This window comes from Natronotalea proteinilytica (assembly GCF_055379935.1).
Genome location: NZ_AP043947.1, coordinates 614,332 through 638,338, shown reverse-complemented (window position 1 = coordinate 638,338; position 24,007 = coordinate 614,332). Strand labels below are relative to the sequence as shown.

The 24,007-nt window shown below is 57.6% G+C and carries 16 protein-coding genes; 11 read left to right on the top strand and 5 right to left on the bottom strand.

Annotated features, from left to right (window positions below):
• The first annotated feature begins 239 nt into the window (after positions 1–239).
• Positions 240–1,568, top strand: a complete 1,329-nt coding sequence (locus ACZ5AL_RS02805; RefSeq protein WP_464512036.1) for a response regulator — start codon at positions 240–242, stop codon at positions 1,566–1,568.
• Between the two features lie 10 nt (positions 1,569–1,578).
• On the opposite strand, the gene ACZ5AL_RS02800 is transcribed toward ACZ5AL_RS02805, so the two are convergent.
• Positions 1,579–3,411, bottom strand: coding sequence for a sensor histidine kinase (locus ACZ5AL_RS02800; protein ID WP_464512035.1), 1,833 nt, complete (start codon positions 3,409–3,411; stop codon positions 1,579–1,581).
• Positions 3,412–3,537: 126 nt separating this feature from the next.
• Here ACZ5AL_RS02800 and ACZ5AL_RS02795 point away from each other — a divergent pair, with 126 nt between their 5' ends.
• Together ACZ5AL_RS02795 and ACZ5AL_RS02790 are read left to right on the top strand one after the other, a co-directional pair.
• A complete protein-coding gene (locus ACZ5AL_RS02795) occupies positions 3,538–4,902 on the top strand; it encodes a sigma-54-dependent transcriptional regulator (protein ID WP_464512034.1) in 1,365 nt (454 codons plus the stop codon).
• A gap of 285 nt (positions 4,903–5,187) precedes the next feature.
• The gene (locus tag ACZ5AL_RS02790; RefSeq protein ID WP_464512032.1) at positions 5,188–6,198 is read left to right on the top strand and encodes an IS110 family RNA-guided transposase; all 1,011 of its coding nucleotides are present in this window, start codon (positions 5,188–5,190) and stop codon (positions 6,196–6,198) included.
• Between the two features lie 111 nt (positions 6,199–6,309).
• On the opposite strand, the gene ACZ5AL_RS02785 is transcribed toward ACZ5AL_RS02790, so the two are convergent.
• Together ACZ5AL_RS02785 and ACZ5AL_RS02780 are read right to left on the bottom strand one after the other, a co-directional pair.
• The gene (locus ACZ5AL_RS02785) at positions 6,310–8,319 is read right to left on the bottom strand and encodes an alpha-ketoacid dehydrogenase subunit alpha/beta (RefSeq protein WP_464512031.1); all 2,010 of its coding nucleotides are present in this window, start codon (positions 8,317–8,319) and stop codon (positions 6,310–6,312) included.
• Positions 8,320–8,346: 27 nt separating this feature from the next.
• A complete protein-coding gene (locus tag ACZ5AL_RS02780; protein WP_464512030.1) occupies positions 8,347–9,087 on the bottom strand; it encodes an energy transducer TonB family protein in 741 nt (246 codons plus the stop codon).
• Positions 9,088–9,239: 152 nt separating this feature from the next.
• Between ACZ5AL_RS02780 and serC the strand changes: the two genes are divergently transcribed.
• The 6 genes from serC (at position 9,240) to ACZ5AL_RS02750 (ending at position 18,893) form a co-directional block, all read left to right on the top strand.
• Positions 9,240–10,334 (top strand): 3-phosphoserine/phosphohydroxythreonine transaminase, encoded by a 1,095-nt coding sequence (gene serC / locus ACZ5AL_RS02775; protein WP_464512028.1) that lies wholly within the window; start codon positions 9,240–9,242, stop codon positions 10,332–10,334.
• The gene (locus tag ACZ5AL_RS02770) at positions 10,327–10,914 is read left to right on the top strand and encodes a DJ-1/PfpI family protein (protein ID WP_464512027.1); all 588 of its coding nucleotides are present in this window, start codon (positions 10,327–10,329) and stop codon (positions 10,912–10,914) included. Before serC ends, ACZ5AL_RS02770 begins: the two co-directional genes overlap by 8 nt.
• A 500-nt stretch (positions 10,915–11,414) precedes the next feature.
• Positions 11,415–12,098, top strand: a complete 684-nt coding sequence (locus ACZ5AL_RS02765) for a TetR/AcrR family transcriptional regulator (protein WP_464512026.1) — start codon at positions 11,415–11,417, stop codon at positions 12,096–12,098.
• Between the two features lie 120 nt (positions 12,099–12,218).
• Positions 12,219–13,805, top strand: a complete 1,587-nt coding sequence (locus ACZ5AL_RS02760; RefSeq protein WP_464512024.1) for a TolC family protein — start codon at positions 12,219–12,221, stop codon at positions 13,803–13,805.
• Between the two features lie 84 nt (positions 13,806–13,889).
• Positions 13,890–15,041, top strand: a complete 1,152-nt coding sequence (locus tag ACZ5AL_RS02755) for an efflux RND transporter periplasmic adaptor subunit (protein WP_464512023.1) — start codon at positions 13,890–13,892, stop codon at positions 15,039–15,041.
• A gap of 57 nt (positions 15,042–15,098) precedes the next feature.
• Positions 15,099–18,893, top strand: coding sequence for an efflux RND transporter permease subunit (locus ACZ5AL_RS02750; protein ID WP_464512021.1), 3,795 nt, complete (start codon positions 15,099–15,101; stop codon positions 18,891–18,893).
• A gap of 111 nt (positions 18,894–19,004) precedes the next feature.
• Here the strand turns inward: ACZ5AL_RS02750 and ACZ5AL_RS02745 are convergent, their stop codons facing one another.
• Together ACZ5AL_RS02745 and ACZ5AL_RS02740 are read right to left on the bottom strand one after the other, a co-directional pair.
• Positions 19,005–19,592, bottom strand: a complete 588-nt coding sequence (locus ACZ5AL_RS02745) for a CAP domain-containing protein (protein WP_464512020.1) — start codon at positions 19,590–19,592, stop codon at positions 19,005–19,007.
• A gap of 112 nt (positions 19,593–19,704) precedes the next feature.
• Positions 19,705–20,703: an ankyrin repeat domain-containing protein gene (locus ACZ5AL_RS02740; protein ID WP_464512018.1), complete on the bottom strand. Its 999-nt coding sequence runs from the start codon at positions 20,701–20,703 to the stop codon at positions 19,705–19,707.
• A 737-nt stretch (positions 20,704–21,440) separates the two neighbouring features.
• Here ACZ5AL_RS02740 and ACZ5AL_RS02735 point away from each other — a divergent pair.
• Both ACZ5AL_RS02735 and ACZ5AL_RS02730 read left to right on the top strand, forming a co-directional pair.
• The gene (locus ACZ5AL_RS02735; protein WP_464512017.1) at positions 21,441–22,802 is read left to right on the top strand and encodes a YfcC family protein; all 1,362 of its coding nucleotides are present in this window, start codon (positions 21,441–21,443) and stop codon (positions 22,800–22,802) included.
• Between the two features lie 796 nt (positions 22,803–23,598).
• Positions 23,599–24,000: a HEPN domain-containing protein gene (locus ACZ5AL_RS02730; RefSeq protein ID WP_464512015.1), complete on the top strand. Its 402-nt coding sequence runs from the start codon at positions 23,599–23,601 to the stop codon at positions 23,998–24,000.
• Positions 24,001–24,007: the final 7 nt, after the last annotated feature.

Here is a 24,007-nt window from a genome sequence, read left to right as displayed (position 1 = left end):
ACCAATACCGGCATCATGCATAATGCACGATTGCGATGCGTCACGTATTGTAAAATGCAAGATGGAGAAGAGAGGGCCTGACCTGGTTTGAGATCTGGATGTGGGTTTTGCTGGCGGTCAGGTGGCATAAAAGGTACTATGCTACAAGTGGAAGAGTGCGTGGTATGATTTTTCCGATTATGTAGGGGGCCTACCTCTTGTCAGAGGCCGATTTTTAATAACGCACCATACCCTGTGCTATGGAGGATGATAAAAAGGGGCCCCTTTCTGGGCACTCCGTGCTGATCGTCGACGACGAGCCGAATATTCGCCGTACGCTCAAGCAGGCACTGGCGCGCACCGACGCGATTCCACTGCTTGCAGAAGATGGAACGGATGCCCTGCGCTATCTTGACGATCATGCGTTCGATGCCGTCCTGCTGGATCTCCGCCTTCCTGACGTGGATGGCATCGACCTGATCGAGGTGATGCAGGAGGCGCATCCCGAGGTGCCCATCATTGCGTTTTCGGCCCATGCTTCTGCTGAAACCGCCGCCGAAGCGGTGCGACGGGGCGCTGTTGCATTTCTTGAAAAGCCATTTCGTCCGGAACAGATACGACATGCTGTGGCGCAGGCCTGCTCGCAGAAGCACGACATGCAGCCACTGGGCGGGCGTCCACCGCGCCGTGACGATCAGGTGTGGCCGATTGTGGTCGCACTCACGCAGCCTGACGCAGTTGACGCGCTGCTACAGATCGCCACCGCGCTGGCTATGGAGTACGATCGCGCTCCCATCATAGGGGTATGCACCATTGAGGTGCCCATGCAAACAGCACTCAAGCAGGCCGCTGCATCTGAAAGCATGCCGCGTACCCAGCGTGACCAGATTATGAAGCGGGCCCAGGATTCTGCGGATAGAATGGGACTGGACCTCGCGATCAAAACGCTGTGGACGCGCACAGCACACGAGGCCATGCAGTCATTTCTCGAAGAACAGCAGGCCGAGCATCTCGTGATTGAATGGCCACGGGCGAGCGACAGGGAGCAGACCCAGTATGCAGGCTTCTCGCCGACTGATGTACAACGCATTGCGCGGCACACCCAGAGCGAGGTGAGTCTGGTAAAACGGGGTGCCACATATTCACCAGAGCATGTGGGCGTCGTGGTGCGAGAAACACCCGATGCAGCGTCTGCGGTGCGGCGGGGCTGGTCGCTTGTGCGACATGCTGGTGTAGCTGATCTTACCGTGGTGCATGTGCGTGCCACAGAAGATGATATTTCGCCTCCCAAGGCCCACGCCGCCGGGGAGCGTCTCGTAGCCCGCGTTTTGCGTGAGGCCGGTATTCCAACCGAGCAGGTGCACACTGTGATAGAGGTGGCAGAGGACCCTGATGCGGCATTGGCAGAGGCTGTACAAATGTTCGATACGCTATGCGTAGACGCTGTGCGCCGTCCGCACCTGGCACGCTTTCTGTTTGGGGCTACACTGGACCCGGTTGAGACGTATTTCGATGGCACCGTGGTGGCCGTGTATCCTCCGCGCTACGAGGAGCCATCGTTGATCGATGCGTTGGTCGATTTGATCTGACCGTGCGGATTTATTGCTCAGAAGTGGCACAGGGCAGGGTGAAGGTGAACGTGCTCCCCACGTCGGGCGTCGAATCCACCCAGATGCTGCCCCCATGGGCACGCACCACCTCACGTCCAATAGCCAGCCCTAATCCGCTCCCACCGGTCTGGGGGTCGTTAGGAACCTGCGTAAACTTCTCGAAGATACGTGCCTGGTATTCATACGGGATCCCGGCGCCGTTGTCGGCCACCGACAGGTGCACTTTGTCGCCGATCTGCTCTGCACGCAGTCGAACCGTACCGCCTTCTTCGGTGTAGCGCAGGGCGTTTGAGACCAGGTTGGTGAGCACCCATGCAATTTTAGTCGGGTCAGCTTGTACAGCAGGTAGCGCATCGGGCACGGCATCGACCAGTTCAATAGAGGCCTCGCGGGCCTGAGGATGCATCACCTGAACGGTCTTGTCGATGAGCCGCCGAACAGGCACCGGCTGCCGATCGACCTGCAGCGCGCCGCCGGCCTCCAACGTGGACAGGTTGAGCAGGTCCTGAGTTAGCGTGCGCAGCCGCTCGGTATCATCGCGGGCGGCCTCCAACAGCTCCAGATCGTCTTCGCTAAACGCGCTTTCCGTGCTTTCAAGCAACAGGTTGATACTCATCGCGATGGAGGTTAGCGGAGTCTTGAGTTCGTGCGAGGCCGTTGCGACAAACTCGCTTTTGAGTCGATCCACCTCCTTGAAATGGGTAACGTCGCGCAATAGCACCATCGCCTGTGTGTCGGGGCCTTCAATGGGCGTAATCACGTACTCATAGTACCGTGTTTTATCATCAACAGTACGAGTGAGTACATGCTCATCGTTGGCTTCGGCTCCGGTTTTGTCGTTGGGGGGCGGATACGGAGGGGTAAGCGCTTCACAAAGCGAGGGGGCATCTATGAGGTTGGCAAGCGGCTTTCCGTGAGCGTTTCGGTCCCGGCACCCCAGCGCCTTCTCGGCCACCGGATTGATATGCGTGATACGTGCCTCCGCATCCACAATAACGAGCCCGTCGGCCATGTGCTGCAGAATGGCTTCGTTTTTGCGCGTCTCAGCAATCAAGCGCTCTACGTTCATATCCTGGAACGCCTGCAGATGGTCGGCCATCGCGTTGAACTGTTTGGCCAGCGCGCCCAGTTCATCACCGCGCTTTTCGGATACGCGCGCTTCGTAGTCCCCCTCTGCCAGCGATTGAGAGGCTTGCTGCAGGGCCTGAACAGGACGCACGATGCGTTTGGAGAGAAGCAGACTAAACACCAGTCCAATCCCCAGCGCGGCCAGCCCGATACCACCCACCGACCAGATGGCCTGCTGCGCCACCGTCTGTGTGCGCTCGCTGGCCGCTTCCATGGTGTCCTGGTTAAGGGTGCGTAACGATTCGCAGGCGGCACGCACCTCCACAAAAGCAGCCTGAAGTTCCTCACGCGCAGTAGGCGGTGGGTTTTCTGCACGCATAGTGGCCGTAAAGGCGGCGACGTACGCCTCGTACGCCTGTCCGATCTGGTTAAGGATGTCGGCTTCGCCTTCAATCGTGATGTTGTCTTCGGCACGAGCCAGCCAGCGTTCGAAGGGAGCCCGGTTGGTCTGAAACTGCGCAATGCCTTCTGCCTCATCGCCCAGCAAGTAGATCAACACGCCACTGTCTTGGCGCTCCAGCGCACCAAGCATGGTGTTGGCAGCCAGAATACTGCGGTAGTTTTCGCTTAGGATGTCATCAGACGCCTGCCCTAACTGCGTAAGATTAAGCAGTGCCCAGCCCAGCACCACCATAAGCAGCATCAGCACCAGGCCGTATCCCGATAGAATTTTGCGGCGGAGCGTCCAACGCATGCGACGATGATCCAAAATTTGGTAACACGGCGATGAATGCGGTGTACGACATAATCGGTTCTACGTTGCGCCTTGCCCCTACTCGGTCAACGCACACAACTTCCGTACACCGCCTGCCCCCTGCCTATGTCCACCAATCCGACCGCAATCGATTCCGCGCTCCGCATCCTGGCTGTGGATGACGAGGCGCGCATCCGCAAGGCCTTGCAGCGTTGCCTGGAGCGCGACAGCCACACGGTAACCCCCGTTGCCGACGCCGATGCAGCCCGCCAAGCAATTCGTGAAGGCGCCTACCACGTTGCGTTTCTCGACCTGCGGTTGGGCGAGGAATCGGGGATGGAGCTGATCCCGGATCTGCTCGAAGCACATCCCGACTTGAAAATCATTGTGATCACGGCGCATGCGTCGATTGGCACCGCCGTAGAAGCAATGCGGCGTGGAGCATCCGATTATCTGCCGAAGCCGTTTACCCCCGAGCAGGTGCGTCTGGCCCTGCGGAAAGTGGTGGATTTGCAGGCGTTGCATCATCGGGTAGCGCTGCTCGAATCAGATCTAAAGCGTTCGGCCCCAGCGCGTCTTACCAGCAGCGAGAGTCCGGCCATGCAGGCCGTGCTCGACGAAGCCCGCCAGGTGGCCGATAGTGATGCTACCGTGCTCATTCAAGGCGAAAGCGGAACCGGAAAAGGTGTGCTGGCCCGCGCAATCCACGCGTGGAGTCCTCGTGCAGAAGCCCCGTTCGGGGTGGTGCACAGCCCCTCGCTCTCGCACGATCTGTTCGAAAGCGAGTTGTTTGGCCACGTGAAGGGGGCCTTCACGGGAGCCACGCAGTCCAAGCCGGGCCGGATTACGCAGTCGGACGGCGGCACGCTGTTTCTTGATGAGATCGCCGAGCTTCCATTGCAGTTGCAGCCGAAGCTGCTCCGATTTGTGCAGCATCAGGCGTATGAGCGTGTGGGCGCCCCGGAGACACTGTACGCCGATGTACGGTTGATTACGGCAACCAATGCTGACCTTCAGGCACAAATGGATGCGGGGAATTTCCGCGAGGACCTTTACTACCGACTCAATGTGATGCCGCTTACGGTGCCCCCATTACGTGAACGCCGGGCCGATATTGTACCGCTGGCCCAGCGCTTCCTCCACTTTTATGCTGATAAATACAACCGGGCTATCGAAGCGCTATCGGAGCCCGTCGAAAATACGTTGCATGCCCATGCATGGCCGGGCAACGTGCGCGAACTGGAGAATGCGATTGAGCGCGCGGTTATTCTATGCAGCGGTTCGACGCTTTCGGTGAGACACCTGCCTTTTGCGAATCCTGATGTGGAAAAGCCGTCGGGGTTGCGTACGTTAGCGGAGGCCGAGGCCACTCATATTGAGCACGTCCTTCAGCATACGGATACGCTGCAAGAGGCTGCGCAGGTGCTCGACATCGACCCCGCTACGCTCTATCGGAAGCGTAAAACGTACGGAATTGCGCAGCCTTCTTAGAGCCTGGTATGTTGATTTTCCCTCGTGAGAGGGATACTTTCCCGACCCTGTCTACAACGAGATGAGTCGGGAATGATCCGAGGACGCTCGGATGGGAGGCGGGTCGCCTGATTAGAGCCTTTGGCCCCAATGCTTGAAGCATGTGCTTTGAGCCTCGGTGAGCCCGTAAAACAGATCAGTTCCCGCTTTCCTTTTCGGTGCATTTGACTCCGAACAGCATCATAGAGCACTGCGCTTACCTGACCACTGCGCTTACTTGAGGACATAGATCCTGTATTTACCAGCATGAGAGAGTCACCGAGACATTCGAGCACTGATCGCTTTACGTTTTCCCTGGGTATCGACGTTGGCAAGTCGACCCTCGAACTGGTCTTGCGCGAGAGCGACCACGTCGTTGCGCGAACGACCGTTTCCAACGACCCGGAGGGCCACCACACCTTGGTCGAATGGCTCGACGATCGAGGAGCCGGTCCCGAGAAGGCGTGTGCGTGCATGGAGGCAAGTGGCGACTTTGAAAAGGCCATTGCCCATCGTTTGTATGAGGAAGGCTACCGGGTTAGTGTCGTCAATCCGAGACGAATCAAGGGATACGCGTCGACCCAACTGCAGCGCACGAAGACCGATGCAGCCGATGCAGCCTTGATCGCGCGTTTTGGGCAGCGGGAGGATCCGCGGCCCTGGGAACCGCCTTCAGCGGCGGAGAGCCGCCTTCGAGAGCTTACGCGAGCCCGACAAGCCCTCAAGAAAGAGAAAACTCGAACGAAAAACCGGTTGGATGCAGCTGATGACGAGGCCGTGCGCGATGCACACCGCAGCCTCCTCGACGAAATCGAGCGCCAGATTGAGGACCTAGAGGAAGAGATTGCAACGCATATCGAGGAGGACCCGAAGTTGACGGATCGATGCTCCCTGTTGGACACGATACCGGGCATCGGTCTTCAAACTGCTGCAATCGTGGTAAGTGAGCTTGGGCCCCCCGAGCGATTCGAGAGTGCGCGCCAAGCAGCGGCGTACGCCGGTCTGGTGCCAAGCCATCATGAGTCCGGCACCTCCGTGCGAGGCCAGCCTCGAATGTCGAAAGTCGGCAACGGGCGGCTGCGCCGAGCTATGTACTTTCCAGCAATGACAGCGCTGCGCTTTAACGCAGCAGTGGAGGCGCTCGGGGACCGTCTCCAAGAGCGAGGAAAGGAACAGATGGTCATTATCGGAGCCGCCATGCGGAAACTCCTACATATTTGCTACGGCGTACTCAAATCAGGTCGTCCGTTCGATGCTTCGCTGCATCCGACGACCTGATTTCCACCCCGAAACCACTTGACAATCACCACAGCATCTGTTTTGATTTCTTAATTTGGGCTCCGAGCGATCCTGCTGCCCAATCAAAACCCACATATCCTCAAATACGGTCTAGTACGCCAGCAACCGCTCAATGGCATCGCGTAAGTCGCGTTTGGCGGAGAAGGTCGTCTCCTCGAGCTCTTTTGTGGCCGGGATGGGCGTATCGGCGCCGGTTACGCGAATCGGAGGCGCATCCAACAGTTCGAAATGATCCTCGGTGATTTCCGCGGCCAGCTCTGCGCCAAACCCAGCCGTGCGGGTGGCCTCGTGCAGCACCAGCACGCGACTGGTCTCTTCAAGAGAGGCGCGCACGGTTTCCTTGTCCCACGGCACCAGCGTGCGCAGATCGATTACCGCAATCGAGCAGTCGTGGGCCTTGGCCCAGTGCGCGGCTTCGTCAAGCGCCCACTGCACGCCCAGACCATACGTTACGATGGTGGCGTCGGTGCCGTCGCGGGCGAGCCGGGCGTCGCCAAGGGGGATGCGATACGGCTCGGGTGGCACCTCGCCACGAATCGACCGATACAACTTTTTCTGCTCAAAGAATAGCGTCGGATTGGGGTCGTGCAAGGCGCTGTGTAGCAAGCCTTTTGCATCAGACGGGGTGGAGGGCATAACCACCTTGAGACCTGGCACATGGGCAAACCAGGCTTCCGGCGATTGCGAGTGAAACGGACCAGCTCCAATACCGCCTCCATACGGTGCCCGGATGGTCACATTCACCGGCTGCTCCCAGCGGTAGTGGGTTTTCGCCAGATTGTTTACAATCTGATTGAACCCACACGAAATGAAGTCGGCGTACTGGATCTCGACCACCGGACGCAGCCCCTCAATGGCGAGCCCTAACCCGGCACCAACGGCTCCGCTTTCAATGATGGGCGTGTTGCGGATGCGCTGCGGGCCATATTTGTCGAGAAACCCTTCGGTGACTTTGAAGACGCCGCCGTATTCGGCAATGTCCTGGCCCATGAGCACCACGTCGCCAGCGGTGTCGAGCGCTTCATCGAGTGCCTCTTGGATCGCATCGATAAAGCGCTGCTCCTGGGTCGGGGTGTCGTTGGGACGGTCGGTTGCAAGTGGGGGGGGAGCCGGATGGTCGATGGGGCCGGGCGCGTACACGGCATCGCGCTCGCGCTCGGGAGTGCTTTCAATGGAAGGTTGGTCGAGCGCCCATTCCACATCGGCTTCGACCTGTTCCATGATGGTGTCACGAACAGCGATGCACTCGTCCTCCGACCAGCCGCCAGCGGTGCGTAGGTACTCTTCGAAGCGTTCAATGGGATCGCGCTCGGCCCAGCGTTGGATGAGTTCATCGGGCACGTAAGCGGTACCCGACGCTTCTTCGTGGCCACGCCGTCGGAAGGTGCGCATCTCTAGCAGCACAGGGCCCTGGCGCTGGGCGGTGCGTCGGGCATTCGATACGGCTTCAAGCACCGCAAAAATGTCATTGCCATCAATCGATCGTCCTGGCATGCCGTATCCTGCTGCAAGAGACGCGATCTCTGTTTCAGCGAGGGCTTCGTGGGTGGGGGTAGATAGGCCGTAGCCGTTGTTCTCCACCAGAAAAATAACGGGGAGCTCCCACACTGCAGCCAGATTGAGTGCTTCGTGGAAGTCGCCTTCGCGGGTCCCCCCATCGCCGCAAAACGCCACAGCAACAGCGTCTTCGTCTTTGTAGGCAAGGGCCTGGCCGAGTCCACAGGCCACCGGCAGCATGGCGGCCATATGCGAAATCATGCCGATGATGCGATGGCTGGGCAGCCCGAAGTGAAACGTGCGGTCGCGCCCCTGCGTGAAGGCGCCTTCGCGCCCAAACAGCTGGCAGAGTAGTGGGCGCATCGGCACGTTGCGGGTCGTCCACACGCCCAGGTTGCGATGCATTGGCAAGATGTAGTCGCGATCGCTTAGGGCCCAGGCCGTGCCTACAGCAATGGCCTCCTGGCCGTATCCACTAAACCATTTTGAAATGCGTCCTTGCCGGATGAGGCGAAGCATTTTGTCTTCCACGGCACGCGGCGTGGCGAGGGCACGGTAAAGCGCTTCAACATTAATCGACGTAGAGGTGGTAGGGGCAATCATAGACACAAAAAGAGCTGGTTTAACTCATTACTCAAGACGGAATGTAAAGGTGATAATACCCGTTTGGTTCTCTTGCGGGGCTCCGGGTGGAAGCGCATTGAAACGCCAGCGGTCTAGCGCTTCCATCACGGCGCTATCAAGCTCGGGCGATCCGCGCTGCAGCGGGATGCGCCGAATGATGTTGCCTTGTGGGTCAACTGTGATTTGAACGCGCACGGTAGCATTTACTTGCTCGTCATACACCGGCATGGGCGCAAACTGCGGATCACGGTCGAGCCCTTCAATGTCGTAGGGCGCCGTACGTTCATCCGTTTCGTCATCGCCGGGATCGGCATCGGTCGTGCCTTCTTCGGTGGTTTCATCTTCTTCTGCACCGTCTTCAGGATCGGGCTGCGGATCAGCATCCTCTTCGCCCTCTTCCGGCTCGCTTTCGGGATCCGACTCGGTTTCGGGGTCTTCCTCCTCATCGGTAGGCGGCACCGTTTCGTCGGGGGTGTCTACCTCGGGCGGATCTGTAGGCTCTGGTTCAGGCTCCGGCTCAGGCTCCTCCACGGGTTCCTCAGGCGGTTGCTCTTCAGGCGGTGCCTCGGTAGGGGCGGGTTCGGTAGCCTCAATAGGCTCGCCCTCTGAAAATGGCCCAAACTCTACTTCCATGTACCCAATCCGCGGCGCATCAGGGCTTGACGCGGTCAAAAACGCAAACAACAGCAGTAGAATGAGGTGCAGCGCTGCGGTTACGCTAAGGCTGATCCAGTCATTGCGATGCATAAGCTGCCCACGCGTCCATGAGAAGGGCGGTGAAAAATGATGTACGTTCCACCTGGCAGGGAAGATTCGACGGCACCGCACGGCACATTTGGGCGATGCACAGGTACAGCCGATGTCGGTTTTTGCTCTTTGTTACCAACGCCCTGTTTTGTATGTCCACTGCGCCCGACGGAACGGCTCGCCTCTATAACTTCTCAGCCGGACCCGGAACGCTTCCTGAACCGGTACTGCACGAAATTCGCAATGAGCTTCCCGTGTACGACACGGTAGGGGCTTCGATCATGGAGATCAGTCATCGTTCAGACGCTTACGATGCGGTCGAAGAGCAAGCGCGAGCCCATCTGCGGGCGCTGCTCGACCTGGATGACAACTGGCACATCCTCTTTCTGCAGGGCGGTGCCTCGATGCAGTTTCACCAGGTGCCCCTCAACTTCTTGCCGCCCGATGGCCATGCCGATTACGTGATTACCGGACGCTGGTCGGTTAAGGCACAGCACGAGGCGGAGCGTATTGGTGCTGTGCGAGTGGCTGCGACCAGTGCCGATACGCACTTCGCGCACATCCCCGACCGCGACACGTGGGACCTCTCGCCGAATGCGGCGTACCTGCATATCACATCGAACAACACGGTGCATGGCACCCAGTTTCCGTACGACCCGCAGGCAGATGTGCCCATCGTAACCGACGCCTCCAGCGAGATCTTGAGCCGCCCGATGAACGTGGATCCGTACGGACTTATCTACGCAGGGGCTCAGAAAAATATCGGTCCGGCTGGCGTGACGCTCGTCCTGGTGCACGATGATTTCCTGCAGCAGCGCAAGCCCGATCTGCCCACCATGCTTGACTACGGCACCCACGCGGAGCGCCGGTTTAACACGCCTCCTACGTTTCCTATCTACGTGGTCGAGAAAGTCTGCCGGTGGGTGCGCAACGAGGGCGGCATTCCAGAGATGCACGCGCGCAACCAAAAGAAGGAGACACTGCTCTACGACCGCATCGACCGCACGGCGTTTTACGAGGGGATGGTGGAGCCGGACGCCCGATCCACGATGAACGCGATCTTTCGCCTCCACGACGATGCGCTCCAGCCGAAGTTTCTGTCTGCTGCGCGTGAGGCGGGCCTGATCAATTTGAAGGGGCATCGCTCCGTAGGCGGCCTGCGGGCGTCGATGTATAACGCGCTGCCGGTTGTGGCGGTAGAAGCGCTGGTCGACTTCATGGACGAGTTTGAGCGTACCCATGGATAAGCCGATTCACCGCGTTGACATCCTGGCGTTCCCGGAGGTGGAAGAACTCGACTTGGTTGGACCCTACGAGTGCTTTGCCGCCTGGCATGTCCACGCCCAAGGGCCGCCCTGTCAGATTGTAGCCTCAACGCGCGGTCCGTTTCGCGCGCGTCATGGGTTGCGAATGCTTCCACAAGCACTTTTGTCGGATGAGAGGCCGCCCCCTAGGCTGCTGATTCTACCAGGAGGCGATGGAAGTCGGCGTGCAGCGCAAAATCCAGCCGTGCAAACAGCCGTACAGCGCTGTGTGGAGGCAGGAGGCTGGGTCGCTTCGGTGTGCACTGGCGTGCGTATTTTGCACGCAGCGGGTATGCTTCAGGGGCGACGCGTTACCACGCATCAGTTGGCGCATGCCGAGGTGCAGGGATGGCCCGGCGTCACGCTTGCTGCCCAGCGCGTTGTGCGCGACGGCCCCGTGTGGACAGCTGCAGGCGTGTCGTCGGGTCTCGACCTTTCGCTGAAGCTCATCCGTGAGATGGGTGATGCCGAGGCGGCTTCCACGGTGCGACGGTACGTGGAGTATCCAGAGCAGTCGGCATAACAGCATCTCGCAAAGCCACTTTCCCGTGGCTCCAGACCACCGGTGGAAGGCTTATCGTACCTCTTCAAATCCTCCAAGTGCGCTCTCACACCTGAATGAGTAGGGAAAGGGGATCCTTTGCATCTGCCTCCCCAAAAAAACCTGTCATGGATAAGTCTCCTGATCGCAAGGAAGGCGTACGTTCATAGATCGACGGGGACCCAAGCGGTCCCCGGCTATGGGTTATACTCACATCGCACCGTTCCGTAGCCCGGGGTCAGGGAGCGCAGCGCTGGGAGCACCGCGACCGAGTACTCCTGGGGTGCGGATATCCCGGGCGGTTATTGACCAGCGACCTACAATTCCCTGCCCAACACCGCTTAGATGGTACGCAGTTGTAAAGAAGCAATGCCTTCGCAGCCTCTTAGACGTTCCTTTGTGCAATCTTCTGAACGACACGCACACGAAATGACTACCAGTTCACGATCTGACTCGACAGTCACATGGTGAACAGATAGTCAATGGCATCCTCTGAAGATTCGTCCTTATCTCGGCGCGAGCGTGAGCGCCAGGCACGGCGCGCTACCATGTTGCGTGCTGCCGAGACCGTATTTGCCCAAAAAGGCTATACCCACGCGACCCTCGACGAAATTGCTGAACGCGCCGAGTTTGGAAAAGGCACGCTCTACAACTACTTCGAGGGGGGCAAGGAAGAAATCTTGTTTGCCGTGCTCGACACCGTCTACGATGAGGTACACGATCTAGTCACCTCCAGCTTTGCCGAGGCGTGCCATGGGCGCACGCTGCGTGCATGCTATCGCGACATGGTGAAACGAGCCATTACATTCTACCAGGAGCGCGAAGACCTTTTCGTAATCCTGATCAAGGAAGCCTATCGGATGTGCTTTAGCCACGACGAGACCAAAGTCGCCTACTTCCAACGGCAGCGAGCCCGTATTGTCAATACGCTGATGCCCGCCCTCGAGCACGCCGTATCTGAAGGCACCATTCGCGATTTACCGCTCCATTCGGTAGCTCACATGCTTATAGAAAATGTGGATGGGCTCATTGTGCACCGAATCATGGTGAACCACAACACGCAAACGACTATGTGCGAGCACGGCTTTATGTTAGATGAGCCCGAAGAGGCTGCCGATTTCCTTACCGCCATGCTGTTTGATGGACTGGGGACATCGGCACTGTAACGTGTAGCGGTCCACTCCCGTCGTTATGACAACCCGTATCCCCGGCGCTTTTATACTTTTTCTTCTCTGCACCCCATGATGCGTTTTTCATTGTTGCTTTCTCTGTGCCTTGTAGGTTGCATGTTGGCTGAAAGCGCGTGGACCGATGCGGCTCATGCGCAAGCGTTGCCTGCTGATTTTGAAGAGGTCGATCCTGACGATCCGGTGCCACTCTCGCTCGACGAAGCGGTTCAGATTGCGCTAATACGCAACTATGAGCTACGTAGCACACGCCTCGACCAAGAGGATGCTAACTTGCAGGTAAGCGAAGCCTGGGGCCAGCTCTACCCCAGCCTTTCGTTTGAAAGCAACTATACACGAAATGTCCGCTCCCCCAATCCGTTCGCAGGAAGCGAAGCGGGCGGACTGTTCCAGACGCTCGACTTTCTGGAGTGGTTGTCGTTCAACGAACAAGCACGCACCGACGACGACCCGACCACCCAGCCCATTCCGCTTCCCGAGTTTCAGGAACTGCAGCAAGAAGGATTACGCGAAGCGGGTGTATCGCCTGGTGGATCCGACAACCCATTTGCGGTCCCCAATCAGTTTGACCTGGGGCTGACGCTTACACAAACGCTCTACAGTGCCTCGGCATTTGCAGCCGTGCGTGGTGCCGAGCGACTACGCGAGATTAACCAGCGTGGCGTAGATCGTCGCGAGCAGGTGCTCATCGACGAGGTGCGCGAGGCGTACTATCAGGCCGTGCTTGCGCAAGAGCAGGCCCGCGTAACACGTCAGAGCGTCGAACGCACCAAACGAACCGTTGAAGAGGCCACGCGCGCTGTAGAACAAGGCACCGCCCCGAAGTTTGACCGGCTGAGTGCCGAGGTGCAACTGGCCAACCTAGAAACGGAACTCACCGACGTTGAGAACCAGGCCGAACTCGCCGTCAATGCGCTCAAAAACGAGCTGGGACTTCCCGTTGACACCCCGCTGCGCCTGGTTGATGCACTGGATCCGCCCGGGGTGCCCGAGTTCGTAGCCACCATAGACATCGACACCGCTACCGATGAAGCGCTGCGTCATCGCCCCGATTTGGATCAGGCCGATCTCGCGGTTGAACTGCGCGAGATCGACCGTTCCATCACACGGGGCCAGCTCTTGCCAACGGTAAGTGCGTTTGCTAGTGCAAACTATACCGGGTCGGTCCCCGACGACCGCACGGTAACCCTGTCAGATCCGGACAACCCCTTCGCGTTTGATACCGAAGAGCGCAGCTTTTTCGACACCAGCTACTGGGATCCGGCGGTGAACGTAGGCATCAGCCTAACCTGGAATATCTTCGACGGCAACCAAACACGTCGTCAAGTACAGCAGCGTACCATCGCGGTAGAGCAGGCCAAGGTAGAGCGTGAGCAAGCCTTTGAGGGAGTCAAGCTGGAGGTAGAGCAAGCCCTTCGTTCGCTGCGTGCCGCTCAGCAGCGCCTGGAGACGCAGGAACGAAATGTAGAACAGGCCGAGCTCAACTACGAGTACGCACGCCAGCGGCTGGATGAAGGCGTAGCCCGCCCTATTGAAGAGCGCGAAGCCTCTCAGCAACTTGATCAGGCGCGCCTGAACCGGTTGCAGGCAGCGTTTGATTACGTGAATGCGCTTAGCGCACTCGAAACCGCTATCGGGCGCCCCCTCCGCGATGACCCCGATGCTACGTTTCAATTCGGACCGTAACGCGCTCCGATACTAAACCTGCCCCTGTTGTTTCTCCCCCTCGCCTCATTTTTGTACGCCATGCTTCCTACTGTTTCTCCTACTATGTATCATCGTGTTGCGCTCGGAGTGGTATTGAGCTTCCTGTTGGTTTGGGCCGGCTGCGAATCCGAAGAGATCGACGACGAGCGCCCCAGTGGCGTCCCCGTAGACATTTTGCCGATTACGCTGCAAGACTTTCAAGACCGGTTAGAACTGACCGGTATTTTGGAGGCCGATGACGATGCCATTGTCTCAGCTGAGGCGTCGGGACGGCTGCAGCGCCGCGCTTCGCTGGGCACGCTGGCGCAAGAAGGCGAGTCGGTCGCATCGATAGACCAACGACAACCCCGAGCCGCCCTGCGCCAAGCCGAGGCCCAGTTGCGCGCGGCACGAGCGGCCTACGAATTGGCGCAAGATAGCTATGATCGACAAGAGCCGCTCTACCGCGATTCCGTAATTAGCGCTATTGAGTTTGAGTCGGTACGGGCCGAACTTGAACAGGCCGAGGCGAATGTTGAACAAGCCGAAGCCGGCCTTGAGCAGGCCCAAGACCAGCTCGACAATACGAGTGTACCCGCCCCTTTTTCGGGGACCGTCGAAGAGCACTTTGTGCGGCGCGGGGAGCAAGTGAACCCAGGCGAGCCCGTGCTGCGCATGACCAACACCGAAACGATGCTGCTCAATGTAGGCGTGCCTGAGCGGTACATCAACGATATCGACCCCGACACGCCCGTCGAGGTCCGGTTCCGCGCGCTCGGCAATGAGGTCGTTGAAGGAACCATTAACTTTGTTGGAGGCACCGTGAGTCCACGAAGTCGCACGTTTCGGGTCGAGGTGGAGGTGCCCAACGAAGACGGACGCCTCAAACCCGATATGGTAGGCCGTGTATTGATGCCCCGCCAGATCATTTCTGATGTAGTGGTGGTGCCCCGCCGGGCCATTGAGCGCGATGAAGATGGCTATCGGGTCTATATAATCCCCAACCCGGAAAGCGACGAACCGCGTATTGAAAGCCGCCTTGTGTCTCTCGGCCCCACCTCGCAGGGACGTACCGCTATTCTCGATGGCCTCCCGTCGGAAGGCGCCGTGGTGGTCAATGGGCAAAACACGGCTGCCGACGGCGATGCTGCACGCATCATTGAGCGCTTTGCTACGCTCGACGATGCAATGATCGACCCCGCCTCTACGCAACGTCCGGTTAACAACAACCGGTAGCCCGCTCTGCGTGCCGCTTGGTGCGGCGTTTTTTCTTGTGCTTAACCTTCTGCTCTCATGCGTATTAGCGATATTTCCGTTTCCTTTCGCACGGCTGTGATGGTGCTCGTGGCGATTATCGTAGCCGGGGGCCTAACGAGTTACCTCACCATCCCCAAAGAGGCCAACCCGGATATCGAGATCCCCATCATCACGGTGCAAACCATCTACCCGGGTGCCAGTCCAGCCGATGTTGAGCCGCTGGTAACGCAAACCATTGAGCGCGAACTGCAGGGCATTGAGGGGATCGACGAAATCCGGTCGATCTCTACCGAGGGCGTCTCCATCATCATTGTCGAGTTCTTGCCCGGCACCTCCACCAATGAAGCGTACCAACGCGTGCGCGACGATGTCGATCGTGCAGAGGCCGACCTGCCTACCGATGCCGAAGAGCCAATAGTGAACGAGGTGGACCTGTCGGACTTCCCCATTATGACGATCAACCTGGCTGCCGATTATCCGCTGGCCCGGCTGCAGCAGGTGGCCGAAAACCTCGAAGATGTGCTCGAAACGGTTCCGGGCGTGCTCGAAGTGGACCTCATCGGGGATATCGAGCGCGAGGTGCGCACCAACGTCAATCTAAATGCGCTGCACGGCTATAACCTGACCTACAACGACATCGTCAGTGCCATTCAGCGTGAAAACATTAATGTGCCTGGGGGCTCCATCGACGTGGATCGGCTAAACTACCTCATCCGAGCCGATGGCGAGGTCGACGTACCTACCGATATCGAAGACTTCGTCGTGGCTGTACCCGATGGCAATCCGGTTTACATCCGTGACGTGGCCGACGTCGAGTTTAGCTTCAAAGACCGATCGTCGTTTGCCCGGCTGCGGCAGTTGCAGACCGAACAGCCGGATGGGACCTACGAAACCCAAGCCAACTGGCAAGACAGCGACCAGGTCATCAGTCTGGAGGTCAAGCAGCAAACCGGTGAAAACATCCTCGAAACGGTGGATGGGGTCGTTGAAGAGCTAGAGGCGTTTCCATTTCCCAGTGGAACCACCTGGATCATTACCGGCGACGAAAGCGAGAACGTACGCGATCTCATTTCTGACCTTGAAAACAACATCATCAGCGGACTGATCTTTGTGGTGTTGGTGCTGCTCTTTTTCCTGGGTGTGCGCAACGCAGCACTGGTTGCCATTGCGGTGCCGCTGTCGATGTTCGTGTCGTTTATGGTGCTTCAGGCGATGGGCATCACCCTCAACTTTATTGTGCTCTTTACGCTGATCGTAGCGCTGGGCATTCTGGTTGATAATGCCATCGTTATCGTGGAAAACATCTATCGATTGATGGATGAGGAAGGAATGGACCGACTGGAAGCGGCTAAAGAAGGGGCCGCTGACTTTGCCGGATCCATTACGGTGGCCACCCTCACCACCTCGCTCACCTTCGCACCGATGCTGTTTTGGCCAGGCATCATTGGCGAGTTTATGGGATTCTTGCCTCTCACACTCATCATCTCGCTGCTGGCCTCGCTCTTTGTAGCGGTGTTTATCAATCCAGCAACCATGGCCATCTTTGGCCGCACGCCGAACGACCCGAAAGACGAAGGCGGGCTTTCGCGGGTGGGATGGTATCTGGTGCTTGCTGGATTGGCGCTTGTAGCTATTGTGTTAGCACTGGCCAATTGGGAAACCCTCGCTGTGTTTGCCGTAGCCGTGCCGGTTGCATACGCCATCTTTAAGTATGCTTTTCAGCCAGTATCAGAGCTGTTCATGCAGCGCCTGCTCCCCCGCCTACTTGGCTACCACCGCGATCTGCTCACATGGGTGCTAGAACGCGACTACTCAGACGACCGAGCCCACCTTCGTAACATGTGGAGCCTGGGAAGCTTTACCGTAGGATTATTTCTGGGCGTGATTGGAGGGATCATTGCACTTGTAAATACTACCGCAGCCACAGTACTGCTTGCCCCTGCAGGACTGCTGCTGGGAATTGGCGTGCTGGGGATTGTCCTGCACTCCGTGGTTGGCCTCCTGCGAGGCGGATGGCTTACGGTGCGCACTGGGCTTGTGGCTACGGTGCTCATGGCCGCTGTTCTTGGGCTCACAACACTGGTGTTGCGGGATGTCTCAACATCGGTCTATCCCGTGGTTCTGGGTGCGCCTCTCGTCGTCGCACTTGTAGGACTCATCGGCACTGTGGTGAAACCGCCTGCGCTGCTCACCGACAACCGAGCGGTGCTGCTCAATGGCATGCTGGGGGCCACGTTTGGCATCTTTGGCTTGTTTGTGCTCGCCAATCCGGGCGTTGAGTTCTTCCCCGAAACGGATCCGAACCAGGTGCGCGTAAACATAGAAGCCCCACTGGGCACCAATGTGTACGCCAGTGATGCCACCATGCGTAATGCGGAAGCAACGCTCGTTGCGTTGCTCGAAGACGACGAGCGCGTCTTTACCAACACCGAAAATATGCTCAGCAACGTGGGCGTGGCAGGCACCGGCGACTTTGGCGGCGGACAGCCACGTTCAGAGCTTTCACGTGTCACCTTCAACCTGCGCGATTATGCCGACCGCGTGGAGCCCAGCACGACCACCCTGTCGCGCATCCGCGAGGCCATCTCGGGAACGCTCCCGGATATGATTCTCGACATTCAGCGCGATGAAATCGGCCCTCCCACCGGCCCACCGGTAAACATTGAGATTTCAGGTCCCGAGTTTGACGTCATTGCAGACTTGTCAGAGGACGTTCAGCGCCTGCTACGGCAAGGCGTAAACGAGGGCGAACTGGAGGGGCTCGTAGACTTGCAGGACAACCTCGAACTGGCACGCCCCGAACGAAGCATCAATATCGACCGGCAAGAGGCTGCCCAGTATGGGCTTAGCACCGCACAGATTGGTGAAACAGTGCGCACGGCCATCAACGGCATAGAAGCCAGCACCTACCGCGATGGCGACGATGATTATGACATTACCGTGCGGTTAGCGCCGGAAGATCGGTCGAGCCTCGAGAGCCTTGAAAACCTGCGCATTGCTTCTCCCACGGGTGAACAGGTGCCGCTGGTTAATGTCGCCGACTTTGAGGATGGCGAAGGACTTGGCTCCATCACACGACTTAACCTCAACCAGGTAGCCGTCATTGAGGGACAAAACGCGCCAGGCTTTTCGGGCCCCGAGGTGCTTGGACGTGTTCAAGATTACCTGGCCGATTACGTCGAAACCGAGATTCCCGACGGGTACACGCTAGAGTACACCGGCGAGCAGCAAGACCAGGACGAAGCGTTTGGCTTCCTGCTTTTTGCTCTGGGAGCGGGCATCATGCTCATCTTCCTCGTAACCGTGGCCAAGTTCAACTCGCTATCAGCCCCGATCATTGTGCTGCTAGCGATTGGGCTCAGCCAGGTCGGCGTAGTACTTACGCTGGTGCTCAGCCAGACTCCTTTTGGACTCATGGTGTTCATTGGCATCATCAGTCTGTTTGGGATTCTGGTAAACAACAACATTGTGTTGCTCGATTATATTCAGCAACTACGCAATCGCGGAGCGTCTGATCGCGAATCCATTATTACTGGAGGCGTAGATCGTTTGCGTCCGGTGTTGCTTACCGCCATGACTACCATCTTGGCGCTTATTCCGCTAACGTTCGGGCTGAATGTGGACTTTATCGGGCTGATTACCTCACTTGAACCCGCCTTCCAGTTCGGATCCGAGAACACGCAGTTTTGGAGCCCAATGGGTACGTCCATCATTGGCGGCCTGCTCTTTGCGCTGTTCCTTACCCTCGTGATTGTGCCGACCATTTACTCGACATTCGAGTCCCTAAGCCGCTGGATGGGCCGCACGTTGAAGAGCTCTAAGACCTCATAGCGGGTAGAGGCGTCCACCACCAGCCGATGATGGGAGTGTGGGCAGGTATCTATTTAACAGGGTTGATTGCCGGGGACACAAGCCGTCCCCGGCAATCTGTGTGCAGGTGCATCATCGCCCCCCAAACTTTTGCACCCAACGCCCCTCGTAGTGCCCTACTCCCAGATAATAGACTTCCTCACGCAAGACATTATCGCGGTGGCCGGGGCTATCCATCCACTGTTGTACAACATTTTCGGCGGTGCGTGAATTGCGAACGGCCACATTTTCGCCGACGCTGCTCGTAATGCGAAATGCACGGGCACGCTGCACCATAGTGATGATCGGTTGCAACTCGCCCTCTTCGTTTGGAAGCTGCGTATCGTGGCCAATGTATCCATAGATGGCCATATGGGCCGCATGGTAGCGGGCAGCGTGAGCCAGCGTCGTATCCCACTCCAGAGCGTGTAAACCGTGTTCGCGCCGCACTTCGTTTGTCACCTCGAAGATTTCGCGCTCCAGATGAGCATCCTCAGACGGAATGCGCTCGCTGCCATCCGGCAGTCCTTCCACAATAGCAGCTACCTCCGTGGAGTCCCCCTCGATGAAAGATGAAGAGGCGTTGCTTGAAAGCGAGGAGGTATGGGCCACGCCGTAGGTCCATCCGACCCAAATACCGGCAAGTATGGCGATAGATAGAGGAATCGATAATCGCTGCATAGCATCTTTGGTGGTTAGGCAAAAAACATCCAGAGGAAGGCGGATGGTTGCAGGGTGCTCCCGGCGATACGAGCCCGCCCGTGCAACCAGGTTACCCTTACAGGTGGAAGCCTTATGGATTAACGGCGCCCTGTTCAACCATATACTCGGCCAAGTCGTGGCGTCCGCGCTCTTTAGCCCATCGATACTCAGAAAACCCGGTGGCGCAGCCTTGCATCTGCTCATTGTCGGCACGGGCCCCCAGGTCGATGAGTGTACGTGCTTCCTCTTCTTTGCCATAGATAGCGGCTTCAGCCAGTGGAGTACGCCCAGAAAAGTCGCCAACATTGGGGTCAGCCCCGGCCTCCATTAGGATTTCGACGGCTTCCATGCCGCCTCCAAACTGGTCGTTACCTACGGCATAATGGAGCGGCGTAAGCTTGGACAGATACTCTTTTTCATTCACGTCTGCCCCAGACCGAATGAGGCTGCGCATCTGCTCTGTGTCGCCATGTTTCGCGGCATAGTGAAGGGTGTTGCGATAAATGGGTGGGGGCTCGCCATCCAGGTACAGAGCAAGCTCCACAAATCCATACAGCCGGGCCCAATCAGCAGCAGTGCACAAGGTGGCAGGTGTGTCGCTAATGCACCACCCGGGACTTGTTTCTGGAGAGCGGGGGGCGCCATGCTGCAAGAGGAGGTCTACCAGTTCTTGTTCACCCGTCATGGCAGCATACATAAGTGGGGTACGTCCCGTCGTCACATTCTGATAGCTCACATCCGCGCCACGGTTAACCATCATGCGAACGACATTGTGGTAGTCATCATGTCTGAAGGAGCCCTCAGCAGGCACATTGTCAAGCGTGTACATCAGCGGAGAGTTGCGTCCTTCCCGATGCAAATTAGGGTCTGCTCCTCGTTCTAAAAGGTATTCGGAAATATGCACAGTGCCTCCGTAGCAGTACGATGAAAGCTCTAAAATGTATATCTTCCGCTCCCCTTGATCGTGCGGATCGAACGGCTCGTTTACATCGATATTGTACCGGTCGAGCATAGCCGAGAAGTCCTCGACGCTGGTGGCCGAGGTGCAAACAGCATCTCCAACTTCATCAGCCCATGATTGAGCGTACAAAGCATGGAAAGGAATAGTAAGCAGGAAAGCTATCAGGAGCGTAGCTGGTAGGATCACTTTTCGCATGACGACTTCCTCATTGGTTGATTAACATCGGGCGTGTTCGGGGAAACACCTTGACCGTGCATCGGGCCCTGGTGGCAGGTCTTTAATTATCTTAGGTATATCGGCCTCTGGTTCTATCAGCCGCCCTCAATCTTATTGAAGGTTCGGTGACGGCCCTAATTATACAGCTTCTTCATTAAATTAACAAGAAGTGCACGGATTTCACGCATCTGTTTAGCGCGGCTCAGTGACCGCCCGGGATATCCGCTTCGCTCCTGATCCCGGGCTAAGGAACGATGCGATGTGAGTAAAACCCATAGCCGTCCTCGTCGCGATGCTCTGCGTCGCGACGTCCCCCCCCGTGGTAGAGAAACCAGGGTAGTGCATTAGAGATGCTGGAGCGTCCCAGCAAGCGTGGCGAGGCGGTGCGGCCCATGGACACTGAGCAGCAGCACCCCGGCCACATTGCGTTGAGATGCTTCCTTCGTTCAGCATGACAAGAATGGCTCCGCGGTGCTCTGCATCTGTTTAGCACGGCTCAATAACCACCCTATCACACTGGCATAGAAGTTCAGGCAAAAGCTTGTAGCACATAAATTCGTGGGTTTCGCTTTTAAGGACCAACCGCTATCTTGACGATCTGTGCGTACAGACCCGTCATTTGAGATGCGATGCCGCCTATGAACTTCAAAATGCCCCATACGCTAGCGCTGCTGTTTTTCTTGATGGCAGGCGCCCTTGTCCTTACGTGGGTGATTCCGCAAGGGGCGTTTGACACCGACATGGTAGACGGACGCGAAGTAGTGGTGCCGGGCACGTTTGAGGTCGCCGACGATGCGGACACGCTCAACCCGGTGGATCTCTTTACTGCCATTCCACAAGCGTTTGCCGATTCGCAGAACATCATTTTCTTCCTGTTTATTATCGGAGGCGTGCTGGCGGTTATCCGTAAAACAGGAACGATTGATGCACTTCTAGGACGCCTGCTCGATGCACTTGGTGGCAGTCCTGGTACGTTGATCTTCGTTACGATCTTCGTGTTTGCCCTCACCTCCAGCATTATGGGCGCGTCGGCAGAGTACATTCCGTTTGTGCTCATTCTGGCCGCCCTCTGTCGTACCATGAAGATGGATACGATGACCGCTGTGGGCATCATTGTGGCCGGATACGGCATTGGGTATGGCGCTGCGGCGTTCAACCAGTACACGGTGGTGGTGGCCCAAGGAGTAGCCGACCTCGAAACGTACTCCGGATGGCAGGTGCGTATGGCGCTGCTGCTTCCCTTTGTCTTGGTAGGTACCCATCACGTGTACCGCTATGCGCGTCAGGTACAACGCGACCCATCACGTAGCCTGGTCGCCGACCTTGACATGCCGGTAGAGTCCGAAACAACCACCGATTACCCTGCGCTTACCTGGGTACATATTAGCATTATGGTGGCCTTTTTTGCTGCATTGGGGACAGCAGTGTGGGGCATTGCAACGCGCGGATGGTACTTAACTGAACTGGGGGCTGCCTTTTTGATTCTGGGCGTGGCTACCGCTGCGATTGGTCGGATTGGGCCAAGCGTAATGGCGAAAGAGTTTGTCGTAGGCGCCAAAGAGCTTACCGAGACGGCTTTGCTTGTTGGGGTTGCACGGGGTATTGCACTCATCATGGAAGAGGGAGAAATCCTCCACACGATTGTTTATGCCCTGTCGGTTCCGCTTGATGTGGTGGGCCCCGAGGTTGCAGGCGTCGGCATGATGCTCATGCAAACAGTGCTGAATCTGTTTGTCCCATCAGGAAGTGGACAGGCGTTCGTCACCATGCCGTTATTAGCGCCACTGAGCGACATTCTGGGTATGTCACGCCAGATTGCGGTGCAGGCGTTTCTATATGGCGATGGCTTTGCGAATATGATCGTCCCCACCAATGCTGTCTTGATGGGCATCTTGGGCATGGCGGGCGTTCCTTATGACCGGTGGTTTCGGTTCTGCTGGCCGCTTGTGCTGAAGCTGTTGGCGCTCGCTGCCGTCTGCATGGTGGGCATGGTCATGCTGGGCTTTGCGTGACAGGTTTTTTAGGTAGCGGTAAGGTATTAAGTGATTGACATGTGGTTTACATCATCGCAACACGCTCAAACCCCCTGTCTTCGAGCTTCGCCGCAGGCGTGATCCTGTGGACATCTCCCCCTTGACCAAGGGCTAGTCCTTGCACATAACTTTTTCTTCGCTATGTTGTTTATTTAAAGTTGGTTGTCTCCACCGCCCGTTCAATGAGAGACTGTTGGATCCTACAACAAGAACCCATCTGGGCGTCTGCTCGGGGGAATAGTCGGGGGAATGGATCCTGAATCAAGTTCAGGATGACGTATCGGGGGGCGGTGCCGAAGACGAAGGCCCCCTTTCAACTCCAACGCCACACCCTCGCCCCCCCCTCGAATGTCATCCAGATCCTGAATCGAGTTCAGGACAGGCAAACGAGCCTGCGAGCGCGATCCAGGATCCAGAAAAGGCACCGGCCGCACGAGGCTCCGCGGGCGCCGTCCCGCGTTCTGGCCAATACGTTGATGATCCCGTCAACAACAGTCAACAACAAGTCCAGATTGCAACCCGTGATCAACGATTATCACCATCTCGAGTTGTGTGCATAGACTAGGGCCAAGGGGGAGAAACCCGACACGAGCCCGGAGGGCGACTGATGGAGCGAAGCGGAATAAGGGAGAGGGGGTTCGAACAAGACAAAACTGCGGTCTCCAACCACCTTATCATTTAGTGTCTATCCACTACCGTTTTTTTGTAGGGGGTTGGGACACAGAGTTTGGCACGATCCCCGTCCCCAAACAATCACGTGTACAGCACTACCGCTATGGCAACCATCCATCTTACGGCATCGGCAGAGACCTGGTGGCAACATGCACGCCAGGATCTTGCTGCCGCCAATCATTTGCTTCAGGGAGACTTTGCTCGCCACGCTGTGGTGCTGGCACATCTAGCGGTAGAAAAGGCTCTGAAAGCCACCTATCGGCATCAGCATACGAGAACGCCGCCGGCGAGTCACGATGTGACATATTTAGCCGAACAGATCGACTGGCCTGACGGACCGGACTCCCATGATCGGGCTGTCATGCTTGATGCGCTCAATGTGCGAGGGGTGGTGGCGCTGTATCCTGACCAACCTTTTGGGCCCGGCGTACCAAACAATATCGCAGAGGCACGTGCTCGCGTATCTGATGCCCATACCCTGCTTCGTATTCTGGAGGCGGCATAACCACCGG